Below are 17,405 nucleotides of genomic sequence, written 5' to 3' on the forward strand. Positions count from 1 at the left end.
CCGGGACCCCGGCGCCGGTGGACGACGCGTTCCGCTGCGGCGGGGGCCGACCGAGGGGGTCCGGCCGTGGACCGGGGCCGCACCCCGTGCACCGCCACCGGGCCGGGCCCGCCGCCGGGCGGCCGGGCGGTGGCGCCGTGTGCCGACGGACACGGCGGGGTGGGAACGGGCCCGTGCGGTGGCTGCCGGGCCCCGGCCGCGGCGGTGACGCGGCCCGCTGGGCGCGTGGCGGCCGGGAGAGGGCTCAGGGCAGCGGCTCGCCGCGGGCGGCGAGCCAGAGGGCGTACCACTCCTCGTGGTCCAGCTCCGGCGGCCGGCCGACGGCCTGCCGGCAGGCCTGGATACGCCCCGGATCGGAGGTGCCGATCACCGGGGCGATCCGGGCCGGATGCCGCTGGAGCCACCACAGCAGCACCGTCTCCGGGGTCACCTGCTTGCGTTCGGCCAGCTCCCCCAGCACGGCGGCCGCGGCCCGCTCCGACGGGGTCTGCTGCCGCCCGGTGAACCGGCCCTGGGCCAGCGCGCCCCAGGCCTGTATCCGGATGCCGTGGTCGCGGCAGTGCTCCAGCGTTCCCAGCGGGAAGCCGTTGGCCGCCGCGCCGGGGGTGTTGAGCAGGACCCCGGCCTCCAGCCAGTCGCGTTTGTGCAGGCTCATCTCCAACTGGTTGGCCACCAGCGGCAGTTCCAGCCGGGCCTGGAGCGACGCCATCTGCGCCGCGCCCATGTTGGACACGCCGAACCGGCGCACCAGGCCCTGGGCGTGCAGCGAGGTGAGCGCCTCGGCGATGTCGTCGGGATCGGCGAGCGGGTCCGGGCGGTGCAGCAGCAGCACGTCGATCACGTCGGTACGCAGCCGGGTCAGGCTCTCCTCGACCCGCCGCAGCACGGTCTTCCCGCGCAGGTCGTAGCTGCCGGGGCGGTCACCGTCCGGCAGCCGGATCCCGCACTTCGTCTGGAGGGTGACCCGCCCGCGCAGCCCGGGGTCGCGGGCCAGGAGTTCCCCGAAGACCGCCTCGGACTTCCCGTGGCGGTAGATGTCGGCGTGGTCGAAGGTGGTGATCCCGATCTCCAGGGCCGCGCCGACCGCCGCCTCCGCGGCCTCGATGTCGGCGGCGCCGTAGGGTTCGGGCCCCCAGGTGCCACCGAGGCCCATGCACCCGTACAGCGGCCGGGCCGTACTCGCGTTCGTGTTCGTCGTCACCCGCCGACCCTACGGCTCCCGCTTCCGGCCCGGCGGCCCGGCGGCGACGGCACACCGGCCCCGGCGGGGTGTCCGGCGTCATCCGGCGTCCGGGCCCCGACCGGTGGGCAGGCGCCAGGTCACGTCGATTCCCACCTCGCCCGGGGCGAGCGGCTGCGCCGACACCCGCACGCGCCCCACCTCGGTGAAGCCCAGGCGCCGGGGGATGGCGGCGCTCGCCCGGTTGGCCGCGTCGTGGCGGATCTCGATGCGGTCGATGCCCGGCAGCCCAAGGCATCCACGGCAGCAGGTGGTCGAGCGACTGGGAGATCGCCAGGTCCAGCGCCTCGGATCGCTCATGCGCCACCGGCGCAGCTCGCCGCCGTCGAAGGGGAGGGTTTCCGCGGGCCTGTCCATGTGCCCGATGCTGCCCCGGGCCGGCCGGCCGGACAACGCGATTTCGCGTACCGCGACCGCCGCCGACACCGGCGTGGAACGGGGCGTGGGCGGACGGCGCCGACCGGCGACCGGGCCCCGCCCACCTGCCTGAGGCGGCGGGGGAGAGCACCATCCGCTCCCACGACCCGGTCGGCGGCACCGGTCGGGGCGGCGGCGGGCCACCGGGCGAGGCGGGCGGCCGCGGGACCGCCCGGTGGGGCACACTGACGGCATGGGCGACCCCAATCGGCAGGGAGCACCCTCGCGGCGGTTCCCCGATCAGCCGGAGAGCGTGGCCTCGGCCCGGCGATTCGTCCGGTCCGCTCTGGCGGGCGCCGGGTCCGACCTGGTGGACGCCGCGGAGCTCCTCGTGAGCGAGCTGGTGACCAACGCGGTACTGCACGCACACACCGAGGTCGAGGTGTCGGCGCTGGCCCGGGACGGCAGGATCCGGGTAGGGGTCACCGATCGCCGGCCGTCCCGCGGCGTGGTACTGCAGGGCGGCCACCCGTACGCGGGTACCGGAATGGGCCTGGCGCTGGTGGAGGAACTGGCGTCCCGCCGCGGGGTCGACACCGGTGAGCGGCACAAGACGGTGTGGTTCGAACTGGGGGACGACGGCCCGCCGGCGGCGTCAGCGGCCGGCTGGGAGACCGTTGTCCCGCCCTCCGGCCCCGGCGACAGCGTGACGCTGATCGACGTGCCGGGCGCCCTGTACCGGGCGGCCCAGCAGCACCGGCACGCGCTGCTGCGCGAGCTCGCCCTCGCCGTCGCCACCGGGGGCGGGCCGGGGGTGCGGCCCGAGGACCTCCGCACCGCGCACGACATGAGCAACACGATCAGCGCCTCCGTGACGGCCGCACTGGAGCAGCGGCCGCTCGACGGGGACATCCGCTCCGTGCCCCTGGCGGTGCCGGCGGACGCTGCCCCGGCGGTGCTCACCCTGCGCCGTACGCTCGACCTGGCCGAGCGGGCGGCCCGCGACGAGCGCCTCCTCACCCTGCCCGCCTTCCCCCGCAGCCGCGCCTTCCACGCCTGGCTGTTCGACCAGATCGTCGGCCAGCTCGCCGGCGGGCCGCCCACCGCGTGGACGGTGGTCCCCCGCGAGCCGGGCGCCAGCCCTTCGGAACTGGTGCCCTGGGAACCCGCCCATGTGCGGGCCGGCCGGCTCCCGACCATCGCGGCCGACGAGCGGAACCTGATCATCGCGGCCAACGGGCCGGTGGCCGACATGCTCGGCTGGCCCCCGGACGACCTCGTCGGACAGCCGCTCACCACCCTCATCCCGGAGCACCTGCGCGATCGCCACATCAAGGCGTTCACCTCGCTGCTGCTCACCGGTCAGCCCCGCATCCTCGGCCGCTCGGTACCGCTCCCCGCGCTGCACCGCGACGGCCGGGTGGTCCCGGTCCGCCTGTTCATCCAGACCCAGGAGACGCCCGACGGCCGTACGGTCTTCGTCGCCCAGCTCTCCCCCCGGGCATCGGCGGCCATCCACCCGGCACCGGCTCCCGGCAGAAGCCGGCAGCCGGCGGCCCGGGAGCCGGCCGCCGGCCACCCGCCTCCCGGGCCGGATCGCGACGCGCGGCCCTGTCCCGGCGAGGCGGGGATGCCGGCGCTGGAGCGGCTGTCCCTGCTGGTCGACACCGGGGCGGCGCTGAGCGACACCCTCGACCTGAACGACGGACTGCGGCGGGTGGGGCGGCTGCTGACGGAGCGGCTGGCCGACTGGTGTGCGGTGGACCTGTTCGACGAGCACTCCCAGGTGGACCGGGTCTGCGTGGTCCACCACGATCCGCAGCGGGTGCGCCCGGCAGCGTTCGAGGGCCTGCTGCCACCGGACTCCGGGCCCGCCCGCGGCCCGCTGGCCCGGGCGCTGCACGGCGCGGGCCCGCTGCTGCTCACCGAGGCCCCGCCGCCGGAGCAGGCACGGAGCCCGCTCGACGCCCACTACCTGGAAATGCTGCAACACCTGGGCACGGAGAGCGCCGTGGTCGCCCCGCTGAGGGCCCGGCGGGAGATCTTCGGCGCCCTGACCGTGGCCCGGTCCTCCCGGGAACGCCCCTTCACCGAAGGCGATCTGTCCCTCGTCGCCGACCTGGTCCGTGGACTCGCACTGGGCGTGGACAACGTCCGGCTCTACCAGGAGACCCGGAACATCGCCGAGCGTCTGCAGCGCTCGCTGCTGCCGGTGCTGCCGGACGTCCCGCATCTGCAACTGGCCGCCCGCTACGCCGCCTCCTCCGGCACCGCGCAGGTCGGCGGCGACTGGTACGACAGCTTCGTCGTCCCCAGCGGCCATACCGCCCTGGTCATCGGTGATGTCACCGGCCACAACCTCGACGCGGCCATCGCCATGAGCCAGCTGCGCAGCATGCTGCGCGGCATCGCGGTCGACCGGCAGGAACCGCCCGAGGCCGTGCTGCGCCGCCTGGACATGGCGAACCACAGCCTGTACCGGGAGGCGACGGCCACCTGTCTGTACGGCCTCGTCAAGGGGCCCGGCGAAGGGCCCTGGGAGCTGGAGTACTCCTCCGCCGGACATCTGCCGCCCCTGCTGACCACCGCGGACGGCGCGACCCGATACCTCGAGGAAGGTTCGGGTCTGCTGCTCGGCATGGACCCCGACATGCCGCGCCCCCGCGGCGGCTGCGGGCTGCCGCCGCACTCGACGGTGCTGCTGTACACCGACGGCCTCATCGAACGCCGCGACGAACCCCTGGACCGGTCGATGGCCCGGCTGTGCCGGCACACCGCGGCCCTGGCCCGCGAACCGCTGGACACCTTCTGCGACGAACTCCTCATCGGGCTGGGCGCCGACAGTGAGGACGACATCGCCGTCCTCGCGGTCCGCCCCGTCCCGATCTCCTGACCGGCCGGCACCGCCGTCGTGGCGGGCGGCGCCCGGTCCGCGGGCTCACGCCTCCACGGCGTGCAGGGCGCCACCGGCGATCACGTGGACGGCGCCGGCCGAGACGACCGGCGGCCCCCTGCCCGGTACCTCCTCGTCCGGGACGTCCCGCAGGCCGGCGGTCCACAGGTGCTCGCCGGTCGACGCGTCCAGCCCGTACAGGTGCGGCCTGGACCGGGCGGCGGTGTAGACCCGGCCCTGTGCCGCCACCGGGGCGCTCAGCGGGCCGGCGTCCGGTGTGGGACGGGTGAAGCGCCATCTCTCCTCTCCGGTACGGGAGTCCACCGCGACCAGCAGGTCGTCGCAGACCGCGATGGCGGTGCCGCCGCCGACCGCCGAGAAGGACGTCAGGGCGCCGGCGGACGGGGTGAAGCGCCAGCGCGCCGTGCCGGTGGCCACGTCGAGGGCGTGCAGGGAACCGGCGCCCGCGTAGAGCATCCCGTCCCTGACCTGCGGTTCGCAGACGGCGCCGCCCCGGGTGACGAACCGCCACTTCGCGGTGCCGCTCCGCGCGTCGACCGCGTGGACCAGGCGCCCGCCAGCCTGGTACACCACCCCGGCGGCCACCACCGGCGCGGTCGTGGGACCCGCGGCCGCGCGGTCCGCGGCGCGGTACTCCCAGCGGGGTTCGCCGCTCGAGGCGTGCAGAGCGTACAGCCGGTTGCGGCCGGTGGCGTACACGGTGCCGGCCACCACCCGCACCGCGGGATACGCCCCCGCCTGGCCGACTTCGTCGTCGTGGCCCCAGGGGGTGCGGTGGGTCCACAGGTGCTTCCCCCGGTCGTCCAGGGCGTGGACGACTCCTTCGCCGGCGGTGTACACCGTATCGCCGGCCCGTACGACGGTGGACAGCTCGGTCTCCGTCGTGAAGCGCCAGCCGTCCGCGACGCCGAGGGTGTCGACCGACACCACGGCGGACTCCTCGACGTCCGTGGCGCCCACCACGTACAGGGTGAACCCATGGTGGACCAGCCCGCGCGGCGACAGCTCGGTGTCCCGGTCGAACAGCCTCGTTCCACTGCCGGCGGAGAGCTGCTGGACGGAGCCGGTGTCGCCGGCCACGTAGAGGTACCGGTCGGCCGGCACGAAAGCACTGGCGCTGTCGCGCTTCCACCGGACCGGGCGCTCCTGCGGTTCCCTTCCCCGGCCACCGCCGCCGGCCAGGCGCCAGAACCCGGCGCCGGCCGCCGCGGCCGTCAGCCCGCCGAAGGCGAGCAGCGCGCGGCGGGTCGGACGGCCGCCCGGCGGCCGCGGGGACGGCGTCGGGGCCCCTGGCCGAACGGGCTCGGCCCGCACACCCCGCACGGACGGCCGGGCCCGCGACGCAGGCGTGCCCGGGGGCGGGTGGTCGCGTCGCGTCGCGTCCGGCCGGAGCGGCCCCCGCGGACCCCCTGTGTACGCGCGTACACATCGATGCGTACACTCGTACACATGGGATACGGACTGCTGGCCGCGGCCATCGCGGCGGAGGTGGCCGGGACGACGGCCATGAAGTACAGCGAGGGATTCAGCAAGTTGTGGCCCTCGCTCGGCACGGTGGCCGGCTATCTGCTCGCCTTCACCCTGCTCGCCCAGACGTTGAAGACGATGCAGGTCGGCACCGCGTACGCGATCTGGGCCGGGGTGGGCACCGCGGCCGTCGCCGCGATCGGGATCGTCTTCCTCGGCGAGTCGGCCGGGCTCGCCAAGCTCGCCGGGATCCTCTTCGTGATCCTCGGTGTGGTGCTGCTCAATCTCGGCGGGGCGCACTGATGGCGGCGCGGCGGTACGACCCCGACCGGCGCCAGCGGATCATCGACGCCGCGATCCGGGTGGTGGGCCGCTCCGGCATCGCCGGGCTCAGCCACCGCACGGTCGCCGCCGAGGCGGACGTGCCGCTCGGCTCCACCACGTACCACTTCGCCACCCTCGACGACCTCCTGGTGGCCGCCCTGTGCCAGGCGAGTCAAGGCTTCGCCAAGGTGGTGCGCGACCACGGCGGCGCCCTCGCCGACCCCCACGGCGACCTCGCCGCCGAACTGGCCCGGCTCACCGGCCGGTGGCTCAATGGCGACCGCGCCGGCGCGGAGCTGGAGTACGAGCTCTACCTGGCCGCGCTCCGCCGGCCCGCACTGCGGGAGGTCGCCGCCGAATGGTGCGAGGAGGTCGCCGAGTTGCTCGCCCGGCGCACCGACCCGCGCACCGGGCGCGCCCTGGTCGCGCTGCTCGACGGCATCTGCCTCCAGGTGCTGCTGACGGGCGGGGAGTACGACGAGGAGTACGCGAAGGAGGCCCTGGCGCGGGTGATCGGGGCGAGCACCGGGGACCCGCCCGGAAACGGTTGACGTGCCGGGAGACGCCCGGCCGTGTTCGCCCCGCACCCCGGACCGTGCGACCGGGTCCCCGGCGGGACCGAGGGCCGGGTCCGCGGACGGCCGGAACGGGAAGCCGCCCCGCCCGTCCGGCGCCGGGCCACGCGCCGCTCCCGGGTTCAGCCGGCGGCGGGCGGCGTGAGCAGCCTGCCCATCGCCGCCAGGACGGCCGGCTCGACGCGGTAGTACACCCAGGTGCCGCGCCGCTCGGAGGTGAGCAGCCCGGCTTCCCTGAGCTTCTTCAGGTGGTGGGAGACGGTCGGCTGGGAGACGCCGACGTCGGAGATGTCGCACACGCACGCCTCGCCGTCCTCGTGCGAGGCGACGGCGGAGAACAGCCGCAGGCGTACCGGGTCGCCGAGCGCCCGGAACATCCGCGCGGCCGTCTCGGCCTCGGCGGCGGTCATCGGACGCTCGGTCAGCGGCGGGCAGCACGGCCCGGTATCCGCGGTGTCGGGCTCCGGCAGCGGCAGCACCTCGGCGTTCGGCATGCGTCCATGGTGGCCCATGCCGGAGGACGGCCCGGCTCAGCCCTCCGCCGGAGAGCGGTGCCGCTTCGTGTAGGACCAGGTCACCGCGGTCATCAGGGCCGGGATGGCGAACAGCGGAGCGAACACGATGGCCCAGACCGCATGCGCCGTACCGCTGGTCATGTACGTCCGGCTCTCCACGGTGAAGGCGACGACGACTTGCCACAGCGCCAGCACGATCAGGACGGCGGAGGCGGCCCAGGCCAGGGCGCCGAGAGTCCGCGGCGACAGCGGCCGGCGGCGGTCGCTGACGAGCAGCAGGGGGAGCAGGGCGGCCAGTTCGGTGATGACGGAGAGTCCGACGACGTAGGCGATGCCCCACCCCGGGATGTCGAAGACCTCGCGCAGGACCCGGTCGCTGTAGCCGACGTTGACACCGGACGCCATGGCGATGCGCCACAGGCCGGACGGGAGGGCGCACAGGGCGATGGCGTGGGCGGCGCGGCGGGCCCAGGCGGGCGCGTGCGCAACGGCGGATACCGGAGGGGACGTTGTCGGCATGCGGCACATCCTGGCCGGGAACCCGGCAGCCGCACATCGTCCGCAGCGGCGGAATCCGTCCCCTCCGCGTCGGAGGGCCCGTCCCACCCAGGTCGTACCCGGGGGGACGAGCCCTCCGACGGCGGGCCGACGCGCGGCGCCGGAGGGTCGGCACCTACCGGGCGAGAACCGCCGGTACGTCGAGCCGGGTCAGTTTTCGCGGGTTGCGCACCAGGTAGATCCGGGTGACGCGCCCGTCCTCCACCACCAGGCTCACCGCGGACGGCTCGCCGTCGCACTCGATCCGGCCGGCCGGCGCGCCGTTGAGCCACACGGCCGCGGTCCGGAACCCGGCCCCCAGCCGGCCGGCGCGCGCGAGCAGTCCCGCCACCACCTCGGCGCCGTGGACCGGAGCCGGAGCGGCGGCCACGATCCCGCCACCGTCGGCGATCATGACCACGTCCGGTGCCATGAGGTCCATCAGCTCCCGCAACCGCCCGGTGCGCAGCGCCACCAGGAAGCGCTCCACCACGGCCTGCTGCTCCGACCGGCTCACCCGCACCCGGGGCCGCCGGGCCGCCACGTGCTCGCGTGCCCGTCGCGCGATCTGCCGTACCGCGGCCGGGGACTTCCCGGTGGCCCCGGCGATCTCGCCGTACGGCACCGCGAAGACCTCGCGGAGGACGAACACCGCCCGCTCGACCGGCCCGAGCGTCTCCAGCACGGTGAGCACCGCGATCGAGACGCTCTCCGCCAGCTCGACGTCCTCGGCGACGTCGGGGCTGGTCAGCAGCGGTTCCGGCAGCCACTCGCCGACGTACTCCTCCCGGCTGCGGGACAGCGACCGCAGCCGGTTGAGCGACTGCCTGGTGACGGTTCTGACGAGGTAGGCCCGCGGGTCCCGCACCCGCGCGTGGTCGACGCCGGCCCACCGCAGCCACGACTCCTGCACCACGTCCTCCGCGTCGGCAGCCGACCCGAGCATCTCGTAGGCCACCGTGAACAGCAGGCCTCGATGGGCGACGAAGGGGTCCTTCGCCATGCCGTCGACGTCGCGCCGGAGGGCGCGGGACGCCCGGCCGGTGCGGTCCCGGACGCCGGCGGGGGAGGGGCCCGGCGCCCGGTCGTGCTGTCGGCCGGGCCCGGTGGTGGGTTCCGCCTGCGGAACGCGTGGCGCCATGGGTGTCCTCCCTGGACGGCTGGTTCGCCATGGAGACACCGCCGCGGCCGCGCATGTGACAACCGGTGCCGCCGCGGACCGGCGGGCGGCGCGGGCAGGCCCTCCGCGCGGCGGGACGCTCGGCGGCCCGCGCGGCGCGACCGCGGGTCCGGGGCGGGGCACCGGTCGGCGAAGATGGTGGGGTCACTCGTCCCCAGCATGTGAGGAGCGTCCGCGCAGATGTCCGTTCCCCGCCCCGGTTCGCGGCCGCCGACGATCACCGATGTCGCACGGGCGGCCGGAGTGTCGCGCACGACGGTCTCGCACGCCCTCAACGGGATCGGCAAGGTCGACCCCCGGACCCGGGAGCGCATCAAGCAGGTGGCCGGCGAGCTCGGTTACCGGCCGAACCTGCGGGCCCAGCGACTGCGGCGCGGGCAGGCGAAGGCCATCGCACTCGCCTCGTCCATGCCGTTCGCGGTGGCCGGCGGCCCGTCCCGGCTCGGGTTCTACATGGAGGTCGCCGCGGCCGCCGCGGAGAGCGCCCTGCTGCACGACTACGCACTCGTGCTCGTGCCGCCCGTGCAGTCGGGTTCGGGGCTGCACTCGGTGGACATCGACGGAGCCATCGTCGTGGAGCCGGACGTGGACGACGCCGCGGCGGCGCAGTTGAAGGAGCGCGGGCTGCCGTACGTGGCGCTCGGCCGACCGGTGTCGCCGGACGACGAGGCGCCGTACGTCGATCTGCGCGGCGGGCGCGTCGCCGAGCTGCTGCTGGACCATCTGCACGAGCAGGGCGCCGTCCGTCCCGCGCTGATCGTCGGCGCGGGATCACGGCACTCGACGGTGGACGCGGTCGCCGCGTACCAGCGGGCCGCCGAGCGGCACGGCTGGACGCCGATCGTGGCGACCGCGCGGGAGACGGGCGGCGAGCGGGCCGGATACCGGTGTTGTGCGGAGCTGCTCGCCGAACACCCGGACATCGACGCGGTGTGCGCGCTGGTCGACGTGTTCGCGGTGGGTGCCGTCCAGGCCATCCACGACAGCGGCCGGGCCGTTCCGGACGACGTCATGGTCGCCACCCGGTACGACGGTCTGCGCGCCCGGACCTGCGAACCCCCGCTGACCGCCGTCGATCTGCACCTGGACCGGGCGGCCGCCGACGCGGTGGAACTGCTGCTGGGGCTGCTGGGCGGCGCGGTGGCCGGCACGCCGGCGGCCACCGCGCCCGAGCCGCGGGTGATCGCGCGGGCCTCGTCGCTGCGGGTCACGGCCCGAGGATGAGGACCAACCCCGAGACCAGCGCGAACACCAGCACGAACAGCCGCATCCGGCGCGCGTCCAGCCGGTGGTGCACCAGCCGGCTCAGCCACGCCCCGGCGGCTGTCGCCGGCAGCAGCGCGGCGGCCCACCCCAGGTCCGCCGGGTGCCCCCGGCCCGTCGCGAACAGCAGCGCCAGCGAGGCTACCTCGCCGACCAGGAAGCAGGCCGCGACGGTGGAGCGCAGTTCGGCGGGGGGCCGGTGCTGGTACACCAGTGCCAGCGGCGGACCGCCGACGCCGGTCGCCGTCTCCGTCAGCCCGGTCACCGCGCCGGCGCCGACATAGGCGGCCCGGCCCGGTGTGAACGCGGGGGCGGCCAGGCTCACCAGGGCCGCCAGTACGGTGGCGATCCCGACGAACAGGCCGAGGCCGCGGTCCGGGATCAGCCAGAGCAGCGCCAGCCCGCCGGGTGTGGCGGCGAGCCGCGCCCCGGTGATCCAGCCCGCGCCGCGCAGATCGAGCGCGGCGCGTTCCCGCCAGGCGACGTACAGGTTGAGCGGGATCATCGAGGCCAGCACGAACCCCGGGAGCAGACCGGGGTCGAGGATCCCGGCCACGGGCGCGACGATCAGGGCGAAGCCGAGCCCGCTGCCTCCCTGGACGAACGCGGCGGCGGCCACCGTGACGGCGAGGACCGCCAGAGTCTCCGCGCTCACCGGGCGGTGCTCCGCTCCCGGGCCACCGTGGACGTGGGGTGGGCGCGCGTGATGGGCGCCCTCGCCACCGTCGTGCGGGCCAGTTCCACGGCCTGCCGCACCAGCGCCGGACCGTCCCAGCCGGTCGGCCGGCCGCCCCACATGCGCAGCCGTCCGGCGACGAACACCGCCGTGATCTGGTCGCGGTTGCCGCGCCGCACCAGCTCCCAGGGCAGGTCCCAGGAGAGCGCGAGTTCCGGGTTGGTGACGTCCACGAGCAGGAAGTCCGCGGCCCGGCCCGCGGCGACGGTCCCGGTGCGCGCGCCCAGGCCCACCGCGTCCGCGCCGCCCCGGGTGGCGTGCTCCAGCCAGGTCCAGCCGGCTCCGCAGGACGAGTCACCGGTCGCCAGCCCGTACCCCAGCCGCTGGGCGAACTCGGCGGCTTCCGCCAGCCGGAAGCCGTCACCGCGGGTGCCGTCGGTGCCGAGCCCGAAACGGATGCCGCGCTCGGCCATGGCGGTGGCGGGTGCCACGGCGTTGCCCTTCCAGGCGCTGGCGACCGGGTTGTAGCTGACGGCCGTCCCGGTGCCGGCGAGCAGGGTCAGCTCGCCGGGCGTCAGCAGGGTGGTGTGTGCGGCGAGCAGCTGCGGACCGAGCGCGCCGACCCGGTGCAGGTACTCCAGCGGGCGCAGTCCGTGCCGCACCAGGGAGCGCTCGACGCTCGCCAGGTGCTCGTTGACGTGGATCTGCACGGTGGCCCCGGCCTCGGCCGCCAGGCGCGCCGTGCGGTGCAGGGTCCCGGCGGTGGCCGCTTCGGGGATCGAGACGGCGAGGGAGGGGTGCACCAGCGGGTCGCCGTGGTACCGGGCGAGATGCTGCTCGGCGCGGTCGAGCACCGAGGGGTCCTCGGTGTCGGCGTCGTTGCAGATCAGTCCGAGCACGCAGCGGATCCCGGCGTCGCGCGCGGCGGACGCGACCACCTCGACGTCGACGCCGGCGCGGGTCCCGGCGTCGGCGACGGTGGTGAAACCGCCGCGCAGGGCCTCCAGCGCCGCGAGCTTGGCCGCCACGTAGGCCGACTCCTCGTCCAGGGCGCCCTCCAGCGGCACCCACACCCGGCGGAAGATCTCCGAGGGCTCCCCGAAGGAGAGCGCGGCACCGAAGCTCTGGGTCAGGTGGTGGTGGGCGTCGACGAAGCCGGGCATCAGGAGGTGGCCCGGCAGCCGGACGGCTTCGAGGTCCGGGTGTGCGGATCCGAGCCTCTCCGCCGGCCCCACGGCGCGGAAGGCGCCGTCGGCGACGACGACCGCGTGGCCGTCGGCGGGGCCTTCGGGCAGCAGTACGGCGTCCGGGACGAGGAGGAGCGGGCCGGGGCGGTCGAGCAGGTCGCGGGTGCGCTGGTTCATCGGTCGCTTTCCGTGCGGGCGGTGGCCAGCCGGGCGGCGATGCCCGGCCTGACGTGGTGGAAGAGGACGTTGAGTACGGCGGCGACGAACGCGCCGACGGCGACGCCGCTTTCCAGGAGGATGCGGACGTTCGGCGGGAAGCCCCCGTACACGCCGGGGACGAGGATGGGCAGCAGGCCGAGCGCGAGGGCGACGGCGCAGACGAAGGTGCTGGTGTGCTTGTCGAGGTCCGAGCGCCCGAGCATCTGCACCCCGAGGACGGTGATCACGGCGAAGACGACCATGGCCGTGCCGCCGACGACCGCCGACGGGACGACGCTGATCAACCGGGTCACGGGGGCGAGGAACCCGATGGCGATCAGGACCACGCCGGCCGCGGCGGTCACGAACCGGCTGCGGACGCCGGTGACCCGGACGATCCCGATGTTCTCGCCGCTGGTGACCATCAGCGGCAGTCCGAAGAACCCGCCGAAGAGCGAGGTGACCGCGTCCCCGCGGATGGTCCTGGGGACATCGGTGCGCTTGTCGATCCGCTTGCCGACGGCCTCGGCGTTGATGACCGTCTGACCGGTCGCCTCGGCCATGGAGGCGAGGCTGTAGAGCATCAGCGGCAGCGCGGCGACCAGGTTGAACTGCGGTGAGCCGAACGGCATCGGCTGCGGCACGGTCAGCAGACCGCCCTCGGCGGCGCGGCCCAGGTCGACGTGGCCGAGGAGTGCGGCGAGGACCGTGCCGGCGAGGAGGCCCAGCATGACGGCGAGTTGCCGCAGGGTGCCGGTGAAGACCAGGTAGAAGACGACGGTGAAGCCGATCGTCGCCATGCCGAGACCGAGGTTGACGGGATCGGCGAAGCCGGGCTCGCCGGGGCGGCCGGTGACCAGGACCGCGCCGACCTTGACCAGGTTGACGCCGACGATGACGATCATCGTGCCGATGACGAGGGCCGGGAAGTAGGCCAGCAGCCGCGAGAACCCCGGCAGCACGACGAAGTAGAAGACGGCGGTGAGGATCACCGCGCCGGTGGCGGTGCGCAGGCCGTGCTGTTCGGCGATGGCGAGGAAGAGGATGAGCGGCGCGCCCCCGGGCAGCATCACGAACGGCAGCCGGGGCCCGAACTTCCACGGCCCGAGCGACTGGATCAGGGATCCGACGCCGGACAGCACGAAGGCCGCGGCGAGCAGGTCGACGGTGAGTTCGGGGTCCAGGCGCAGAGCGGCGCTCATCAGGAAGATCGCCGAGATGGGCGTGGCAGCCATGACGAGGACGTGCTGGATGCCGAAGAGCAGGATCCGCCCGAGGGGACGGGACTCGTCGACGGGGTGGACGGCGCCGGACGTGGCGCCGCCCCCGTCCTCCGGGCCGGTTCCATGGGCGGGGCGAGGGGCGCCGGGAGGGGCGGACTTCCGCTCCGGTGGCGGTTCCGTACCGGGCGGGGTCTGGTGGGCACTGGACACGTTCGGGCTCCGTTCGGGCGTTCGGCACGCTCGGGTTTCAGCCGCGATCCGGCCCTGGACGGAGAGCCAAATCGATTTGGCCAAATCGATTTGGCCGCTAGTATCCGAGGGCGCTCGGAACGCGTCAAGAGTCGCGGCGGGTCTGGCCGGGGCAGCGGGACGCGAGCCGCTTCCCGCCCCGCCCGCAGGTCTCCCGGACCCGGCCGGCGGACCCGCGGCGCCCCGGGCCGGGCACTGCGGTCATCGGGCCGGGCACCCCGGTCGTCGGGTAGGTTCGGTCATGCAGCAGGTCACCGCTGAGAGCGCAGCTTCGTTTCCGACCTTGCGGGGCGAATTCCCATGAGCCTGTCCATCCGCAACCGGATCCCCGGCACCGTCACGGCTGTCACCCGTGGTGAGGCGATGGCACTGGTCAAGGTGCGCCTGGCCGGCGGCCAGGACATCACCGCCGCGTTCACCACCGACGCCGTCGAGGAGCTCGGTCTGGCCGAGGGCTCCGCCGTCGAGTCGCTGGTGAAGTCCACCGAGGTGTCCCTCGCGACCGGTCCGGTCGAGGGCGTCTCCATCCGCAACCGGATCCCCGGCACCGTCACCGGTGTCACGACCGGTGGAGCCATGGGGTCGGTCAAGGTGTCCGTCGAAGGCGGCGAACTGACCTCCGCGATCACCAAGGACGCCGTCGAAGCCCTCGGCCTGGCCGCCGGCACCTCCGTCGTCGCCCTGGTCAAGTCGACCGAGATCTCCCTCGCCGCCGCCTGACCGCACACCGACCACGCCGCGGGCCGCGACCCGTACGCGGTGCGCCACGCCCCGACGCGCCGGCAAGCTCACACCCCGGCCGCGCGGACCGTGAGCGGATCGGAGCGCCACGGCAACCCGCCCGGCGGCAGACCGAAACGCCACCGGGCGACAGTGCCGACCATGGCTCCCATGACCGGTACCGCCCTGTCCGCCCCCGTGCCCCGGACGCCGCCGGAACCCCCGGCGGTGTCCTGGGCGCAGGCCCGGGTGCTGGCACACCGCGCGCCGCGGCCGTCCGCCGCCCGTACGGTGCCGCTGGCCGACGCCGCCGGTCTCACGCTCGCCGACGGCCTGCACACGCCGCAACCGCTCCCGGCGTTCGACACCGCCGCCATGGACGGATACGCGGTGGCCGGCAGCGGACCGTGGCGGATACGCGCGGCGATCCGGGCCGGGGCGCCCTGGAACGGCGCCCTGGACGCGGGGGAGTGCGTGGAGATCTCGACCGGGGCCCAGGTGCCGGCCGGGGCGTGCGCGGTACTGCCGCTGGAGTCGGCGGTGACCGGCGACGGCCTGGTGTCAGGACCCGTGCCGCCGCCGGGCCGGCACATCCGGCGGACGGGCGAGGACGCCCCGGCCGGCTGCCGGCTGGCCCCCGGCGGCACCAGGATCGGGCCCGCGCTGCTCGGGCTCGCCGCCTCCTGCGGCCACGACACCCTGCCGGTGCGGCCGCGACCCCGGGTCGGCGCGCTGATCACCGGGGACGAACTGGACCGCGCGGGCCGGCCCGCCCCCGGGCGGGTGCGCGACGCCCTCGGGCCGCTCCTCCCGGCCCTCGTCGCCGCGCTGGGTGGCGAGACCTCCCGGGTGCGGCACGTCCCCGACCGGCCGGCCGGACAACTGGCCGAGGCGGTACGCGAGATGCCGGACACCGAGGTCGTGGTGGTGACCGGCTCCACCTCCGTCGGCGCCACCGACCAGCTGCGCCGCCTGCTGGCCGCGGCCGGGGCCCGGATGGTCGTGGACACGGTCGCCTGCCGGCCGGGCCACCCCATGCTCCTGGCCGGACTCCCCGGCGGGCGCTGGGTGGTGGGGCTGCCGGGGAACCCGTACGCGGCCCTGGTCGCCGCCCACACCCTGCTCGGCCCGCTGATCGCCGGGCTGTCCGGCCGCGGCCTCGCGCCCTTGCCGCAGGCCCCGGTGAGGGGGCCGCTCCGGGCCGCCCCGGGCCTGACCCGGCTGGTGCCGGTCAGCTGGGACGGCACCGGGGCCACCGTCGCCGACGGCCACCGCGCGGCCTTCCTGCGGGGCGCCGCCGTGGGCGACGCCATCGCCGCGATCACCCCCGGCTGGACCGACGGCGACCCGGCCCCGCTGCTCCTGACGACCGGCTGACCGCGCCCGGCGGCGGGCCCGGCCGACGGCCGGAGAGCCCCGCCGCCACGGGGCGCGCCCGGCCCGGCGGCGGGCCGGCACCGGCCGGCTCCCGCCCGCCGCGGCGAGACGGGAGCCGGAGGTGGGCAAACGCGTTCAGATGACGATCCCGAACGCCTCCAGACCGGCGGTGAGCGCCGCCTCCGGGGCGATCTCGACCGCGGCGGCCGGTGCGGCGAAGGCAGCGGAGAGGGCGGCCGCGGCGAGGAGGACGGCAGTGATACGGCGAAGCATGTGAGGAACCACCTTTGCTCGTTGTGCAGGGCCGGCAGCGTGTGCGTGCCGGCCGACCAGACGCTGCCCACGGCTCTTCCGGGGGATGCCGGAGGTCCCTCGTGTGAGGGAGTTGTTCAGCTTGTCGGCCTGCCGGGGCACGGCACGGCGCGGTGCCGGCCCGCCGCGGCCGCCGCCGGACGGGCCGGCACCGACGCCCGCGCGGCAGCGGCCCGGCCCGCGTCGCCCGGGGCGGGGCGCGACCCAGCCGGGCCCCGGGGCCGGAGGCCGGTGCGGGTGGCCGGAGGCGACGCCGGACCCGGACGGGCCCATGATCGCGGTGAAGCGGCCGGCGGGGAAGTCGACGCTCACCCCGTCCAGGGCCCGTACCCGGGTCTCCCCGATTCCGTGGATCTTCACGGCGTCCATCACGCGGGCTGCCGCGGTGCTCACCGGGCGCCTCCGGTGGTCCCGGTGCCGGGCCGCTCGTCCAGCACGGCGAGCCGTCGGCGGTACTCGTCCTCGTCGATCTCACCGGCCGCGAACCGGCGGCCCAGCACGGTGCCCGGAGCCGCGTCGCACGGCGCTCCCGGGCGGCCCGGATACCAGGGCGGACGGCCGCGCCAGACGGTGTGTCGCAGCACGAAGACCACGCCGATCACCACCAGTGCCCACAGCACGGGGGCCAGCAGGATCCACGGGCCGGGCCCGCCGTGTTCGGCGAGGGTCTGGGCCAGGGCGTTCATGTCGCTCAACTCCTCGGTCGGAAAGTCCCGGTGGCGGCGCCGGTACGGCGTCGCCCGGACACCACCGAGGCTCTCCCGCGAGGGCCCGCCGGGTCGTCGTACGGCCGACGGCACCTGGGCTACCGCGCGCGGAGTACGTCCCCGGGGCGCCCGGTACGCCCGGCCTCGCGGTACGGCCGGGTGGCCAGGGGGCGCGGCGAACGCGGCACGGGAGTCCGCCGGGGGTGGTCGCGGGAACCGGCCGGCCCGGCCGGCGGTGCGGGGAGGTGCCGGCACCCCACGGGTGACGCGGGCGTGCGGGGTGCCGCGGAGCGCGAACGTCCTGTTCCGCGATGGCCGGGCCAGGGGAAGGTGCCTGCGGGGCGGACGCGACCGCGAGGAGTGGCGCGTCGCCGGTCGGGGAAG

The 17,405-nt window shown here is 75.7% G+C and carries 17 protein-coding genes and 1 pseudogene; 6 read left to right on the forward strand and 12 right to left on the reverse strand.

The genetic code is table 11. From position 1 onward, the window contains the following. Positions 1–244: 244 nt before the first annotated feature. Positions 245–1,201 (reverse strand): aldo/keto reductase family oxidoreductase, encoded by a 957-nt coding sequence (locus ACH4B3_RS23600; protein WP_398465686.1) that lies wholly within the window; start codon positions 1,199–1,201, stop codon positions 245–247. Positions 1,202–1,279: 78 nt separating this feature from the next. Then, positions 1,280–1,597 carry a GNAT family N-acetyltransferase gene (locus ACH4B3_RS23605; RefSeq protein ID WP_398465688.1) on the reverse strand — a complete coding sequence of 106 codons (318 nt, stop codon included), beginning with the start codon at positions 1,595–1,597 and terminating at the stop codon, positions 1,280–1,282. A 253-nt stretch (positions 1,598–1,850) separates the two neighbouring features. Between ACH4B3_RS23605 and ACH4B3_RS23610 the strand changes: the two genes are divergently transcribed. Then, the gene (locus ACH4B3_RS23610) at positions 1,851–4,490 is read left to right on the forward strand and encodes a SpoIIE family protein phosphatase (protein WP_398465690.1); all 2,640 of its coding nucleotides are present in this window, start codon (positions 1,851–1,853) and stop codon (positions 4,488–4,490) included. Positions 4,491–4,535: 45 nt separating this feature from the next. Here ACH4B3_RS23610 and ACH4B3_RS23615 read toward each other — a convergent pair whose 3' ends face one another. Then, complete coding sequence (locus tag ACH4B3_RS23615) at positions 4,536–5,615, reverse strand: PQQ-binding-like beta-propeller repeat protein (RefSeq protein ID WP_398465692.1); 1,080 nt, start codon at positions 5,613–5,615, stop codon at positions 4,536–4,538. 345 nt (positions 5,616–5,960) lie between these two features. On the opposite strand from ACH4B3_RS23615, the gene ACH4B3_RS23620 reads away from it, so the two are divergent. Both ACH4B3_RS23620 and ACH4B3_RS23625 read left to right on the forward strand, forming a co-directional pair. Beyond that, positions 5,961–6,281, forward strand: coding sequence for a DMT family transporter (locus ACH4B3_RS23620; RefSeq protein WP_398465694.1), 321 nt, complete (start codon positions 5,961–5,963; stop codon positions 6,279–6,281). Next, a complete protein-coding gene (locus ACH4B3_RS23625; RefSeq protein WP_398465696.1) occupies positions 6,281–6,853 on the forward strand; it encodes a TetR/AcrR family transcriptional regulator in 573 nt (190 codons plus the stop codon). The genes ACH4B3_RS23620 and ACH4B3_RS23625 overlap by 1 nt, the downstream gene beginning before the upstream one ends. A gap of 146 nt (positions 6,854–6,999) precedes the next feature. On the opposite strand, the gene ACH4B3_RS23630 is transcribed toward ACH4B3_RS23625, so the two are convergent. From ACH4B3_RS23630 to ACH4B3_RS23640, 3 genes are all read right to left on the reverse strand, one after another. Continuing rightward, on the reverse strand, positions 7,000–7,371 hold the full coding sequence (locus ACH4B3_RS23630; RefSeq protein WP_398465698.1) for an ArsR/SmtB family transcription factor: 372 nt from the start codon (positions 7,369–7,371) through the stop codon (positions 7,000–7,002). 36 nt (positions 7,372–7,407) lie between these two features. Next, a complete protein-coding gene (locus ACH4B3_RS23635; RefSeq protein WP_398465700.1) occupies positions 7,408–7,911 on the reverse strand; it encodes a hypothetical protein in 504 nt (167 codons plus the stop codon). 154 nt (positions 7,912–8,065) lie between these two features. Further along, positions 8,066–8,932 (reverse strand): RNA polymerase sigma-70 factor, encoded by an 867-nt coding sequence (locus ACH4B3_RS23640; protein ID WP_398465794.1) that lies wholly within the window; start codon positions 8,930–8,932, stop codon positions 8,066–8,068. A 357-nt stretch (positions 8,933–9,289) separates the two neighbouring features. Between ACH4B3_RS23640 and ACH4B3_RS23645 the strand changes: the two genes are divergently transcribed. Beyond that, positions 9,290–10,333, forward strand: coding sequence for a LacI family DNA-binding transcriptional regulator (locus ACH4B3_RS23645; protein ID WP_398465701.1), 1,044 nt, complete (start codon positions 9,290–9,292; stop codon positions 10,331–10,333). Here the strand turns inward: ACH4B3_RS23645 and ACH4B3_RS23650 are convergent. The 3 genes from ACH4B3_RS23650 to ACH4B3_RS23660 are packed head-to-tail and all read right to left on the reverse strand — an operon-like array spanning position 10,317 to position 13,866. Next, positions 10,317–11,027 carry a TSUP family transporter gene (locus tag ACH4B3_RS23650; RefSeq protein WP_398465703.1) on the reverse strand — a complete coding sequence of 237 codons (711 nt, stop codon included), beginning with the start codon at positions 11,025–11,027 and terminating at the stop codon, positions 10,317–10,319. The two genes, ACH4B3_RS23645 and ACH4B3_RS23650, sit on opposite strands and share 17 nt — an antisense overlap. Continuing rightward, positions 11,024–12,412 carry an amidohydrolase family protein gene (locus tag ACH4B3_RS23655; RefSeq protein ID WP_398465705.1) on the reverse strand — a complete coding sequence of 463 codons (1,389 nt, stop codon included), beginning with the start codon at positions 12,410–12,412 and terminating at the stop codon, positions 11,024–11,026. Before ACH4B3_RS23655 ends, ACH4B3_RS23650 begins: the two co-directional genes overlap by 4 nt. Next, on the reverse strand, positions 12,409–13,866 hold the full coding sequence (locus tag ACH4B3_RS23660) for a uracil-xanthine permease family protein (RefSeq protein WP_398465707.1): 1,458 nt from the start codon (positions 13,864–13,866) through the stop codon (positions 12,409–12,411). The genes ACH4B3_RS23655 and ACH4B3_RS23660 overlap by 4 nt, the downstream gene beginning before the upstream one ends. A 339-nt stretch (positions 13,867–14,205) precedes the next feature. Here ACH4B3_RS23660 and ACH4B3_RS23665 point away from each other — a divergent pair, with 339 nt between their 5' ends. After that, on the forward strand, positions 14,206–14,625 hold the full coding sequence (locus tag ACH4B3_RS23665) for a molybdopterin-binding protein (RefSeq protein WP_398465709.1): 420 nt from the start codon (positions 14,206–14,208) through the stop codon (positions 14,623–14,625). 171 nt (positions 14,626–14,796) lie between these two features. Continuing rightward, positions 14,797–16,002 carry a molybdopterin molybdotransferase MoeA gene (locus tag ACH4B3_RS23670; RefSeq protein WP_398465711.1) on the forward strand — a complete coding sequence of 402 codons (1,206 nt, stop codon included), beginning with the start codon at positions 14,797–14,799 and terminating at the stop codon, positions 16,000–16,002. Between the two features lie 135 nt (positions 16,003–16,137). Here ACH4B3_RS23670 and ACH4B3_RS23675 read toward each other — a convergent pair whose 3' ends face one another. The 3 genes and pseudogenes from ACH4B3_RS23675 to ACH4B3_RS23685 all read right to left on the reverse strand — a co-directional run bounded on the left by ACH4B3_RS23675 (position 16,138) and on the right by ACH4B3_RS23685 (position 17,000). Further along, positions 16,138–16,275: a hypothetical protein gene (locus tag ACH4B3_RS23675; protein WP_398465797.1), complete on the reverse strand. Its 138-nt coding sequence runs from the start codon at positions 16,273–16,275 to the stop codon at positions 16,138–16,140. A gap of 291 nt (positions 16,276–16,566) precedes the next feature. Next, a pseudogene (locus ACH4B3_RS23680) lies at positions 16,567–16,683 on the reverse strand (ABC transporter ATP-binding protein); the annotation flags it as partial. Positions 16,684–16,703: 20 nt separating this feature from the next. After that, entirely contained in the window at positions 16,704–17,000 is a 297-nt protein-coding gene (locus tag ACH4B3_RS23685) for an SHOCT domain-containing protein (protein WP_398465713.1), read from the reverse strand. Positions 17,001–17,405 lie beyond the last annotated feature (405 nt).

This window comes from Streptomyces sp. NPDC018031 (genome assembly GCF_044327625.1).
In the GTDB taxonomy this organism is placed as follows: domain Bacteria; phylum Actinomycetota; class Actinomycetes; order Streptomycetales; family Streptomycetaceae; genus Streptomyces.

What these genes read in the sequence shown, in the direction of transcription:
- ACH4B3_RS23630 (WP_398465698.1), bottom strand. Translation starts at nt 7,371, where the DNA reads ATGCCGAACGCCGAGGTGCTGCCGCTGCCGGAGCCCGACACCGCGGAT.
- ACH4B3_RS23625 (WP_398465696.1), top strand. Translation starts at nt 6,281, where the DNA reads ATGGCGGCGCGGCGGTACGACCCCGACCGGCGCCAGCGGATCATCGAC.
- ACH4B3_RS23665 (WP_398465709.1), top strand. Translation starts at nt 14,206, where the DNA reads ATGAGCCTGTCCATCCGCAACCGGATCCCCGGCACCGTCACGGCTGTC.
- ACH4B3_RS23620 (WP_398465694.1), top strand. Translation starts at nt 5,961, where the DNA reads ATGGGATACGGACTGCTGGCCGCGGCCATCGCGGCGGAGGTGGCCGGG.
- ACH4B3_RS23610 (WP_398465690.1), top strand. Translation starts at nt 1,851, where the DNA reads ATGGGCGACCCCAATCGGCAGGGAGCACCCTCGCGGCGGTTCCCCGAT.
- ACH4B3_RS23655 (WP_398465705.1), bottom strand. Translation starts at nt 12,412, where the DNA reads ATGAACCAGCGCACCCGCGACCTGCTCGACCGCCCCGGCCCGCTCCTC.
- ACH4B3_RS23605 (WP_398465688.1), bottom strand. Translation starts at nt 1,597, where the DNA reads ATGGACAGGCCCGCGGAAACCCTCCCCTTCGACGGCGGCGAGCTGCGC.
- ACH4B3_RS23670 (WP_398465711.1), top strand. Translation starts at nt 14,797, where the DNA reads ATGACCGGTACCGCCCTGTCCGCCCCCGTGCCCCGGACGCCGCCGGAA.
- ACH4B3_RS23685 (WP_398465713.1), bottom strand. Translation starts at nt 17,000, where the DNA reads ATGAACGCCCTGGCCCAGACCCTCGCCGAACACGGCGGGCCCGGCCCG.
- ACH4B3_RS23635 (WP_398465700.1), bottom strand. Translation starts at nt 7,911, where the DNA reads ATGCCGACAACGTCCCCTCCGGTATCCGCCGTTGCGCACGCGCCCGCC.
- ACH4B3_RS23675 (WP_398465797.1), bottom strand. Translation starts at nt 16,275, where the DNA reads ATGCTTCGCCGTATCACTGCCGTCCTCCTCGCCGCGGCCGCCCTCTCC.
- ACH4B3_RS23640 (WP_398465794.1), bottom strand. Translation starts at nt 8,932, where the DNA reads ATGGCGAAGGACCCCTTCGTCGCCCATCGAGGCCTGCTGTTCACGGTG.
- ACH4B3_RS23645 (WP_398465701.1), top strand. Translation starts at nt 9,290, where the DNA reads ATGTCCGTTCCCCGCCCCGGTTCGCGGCCGCCGACGATCACCGATGTC.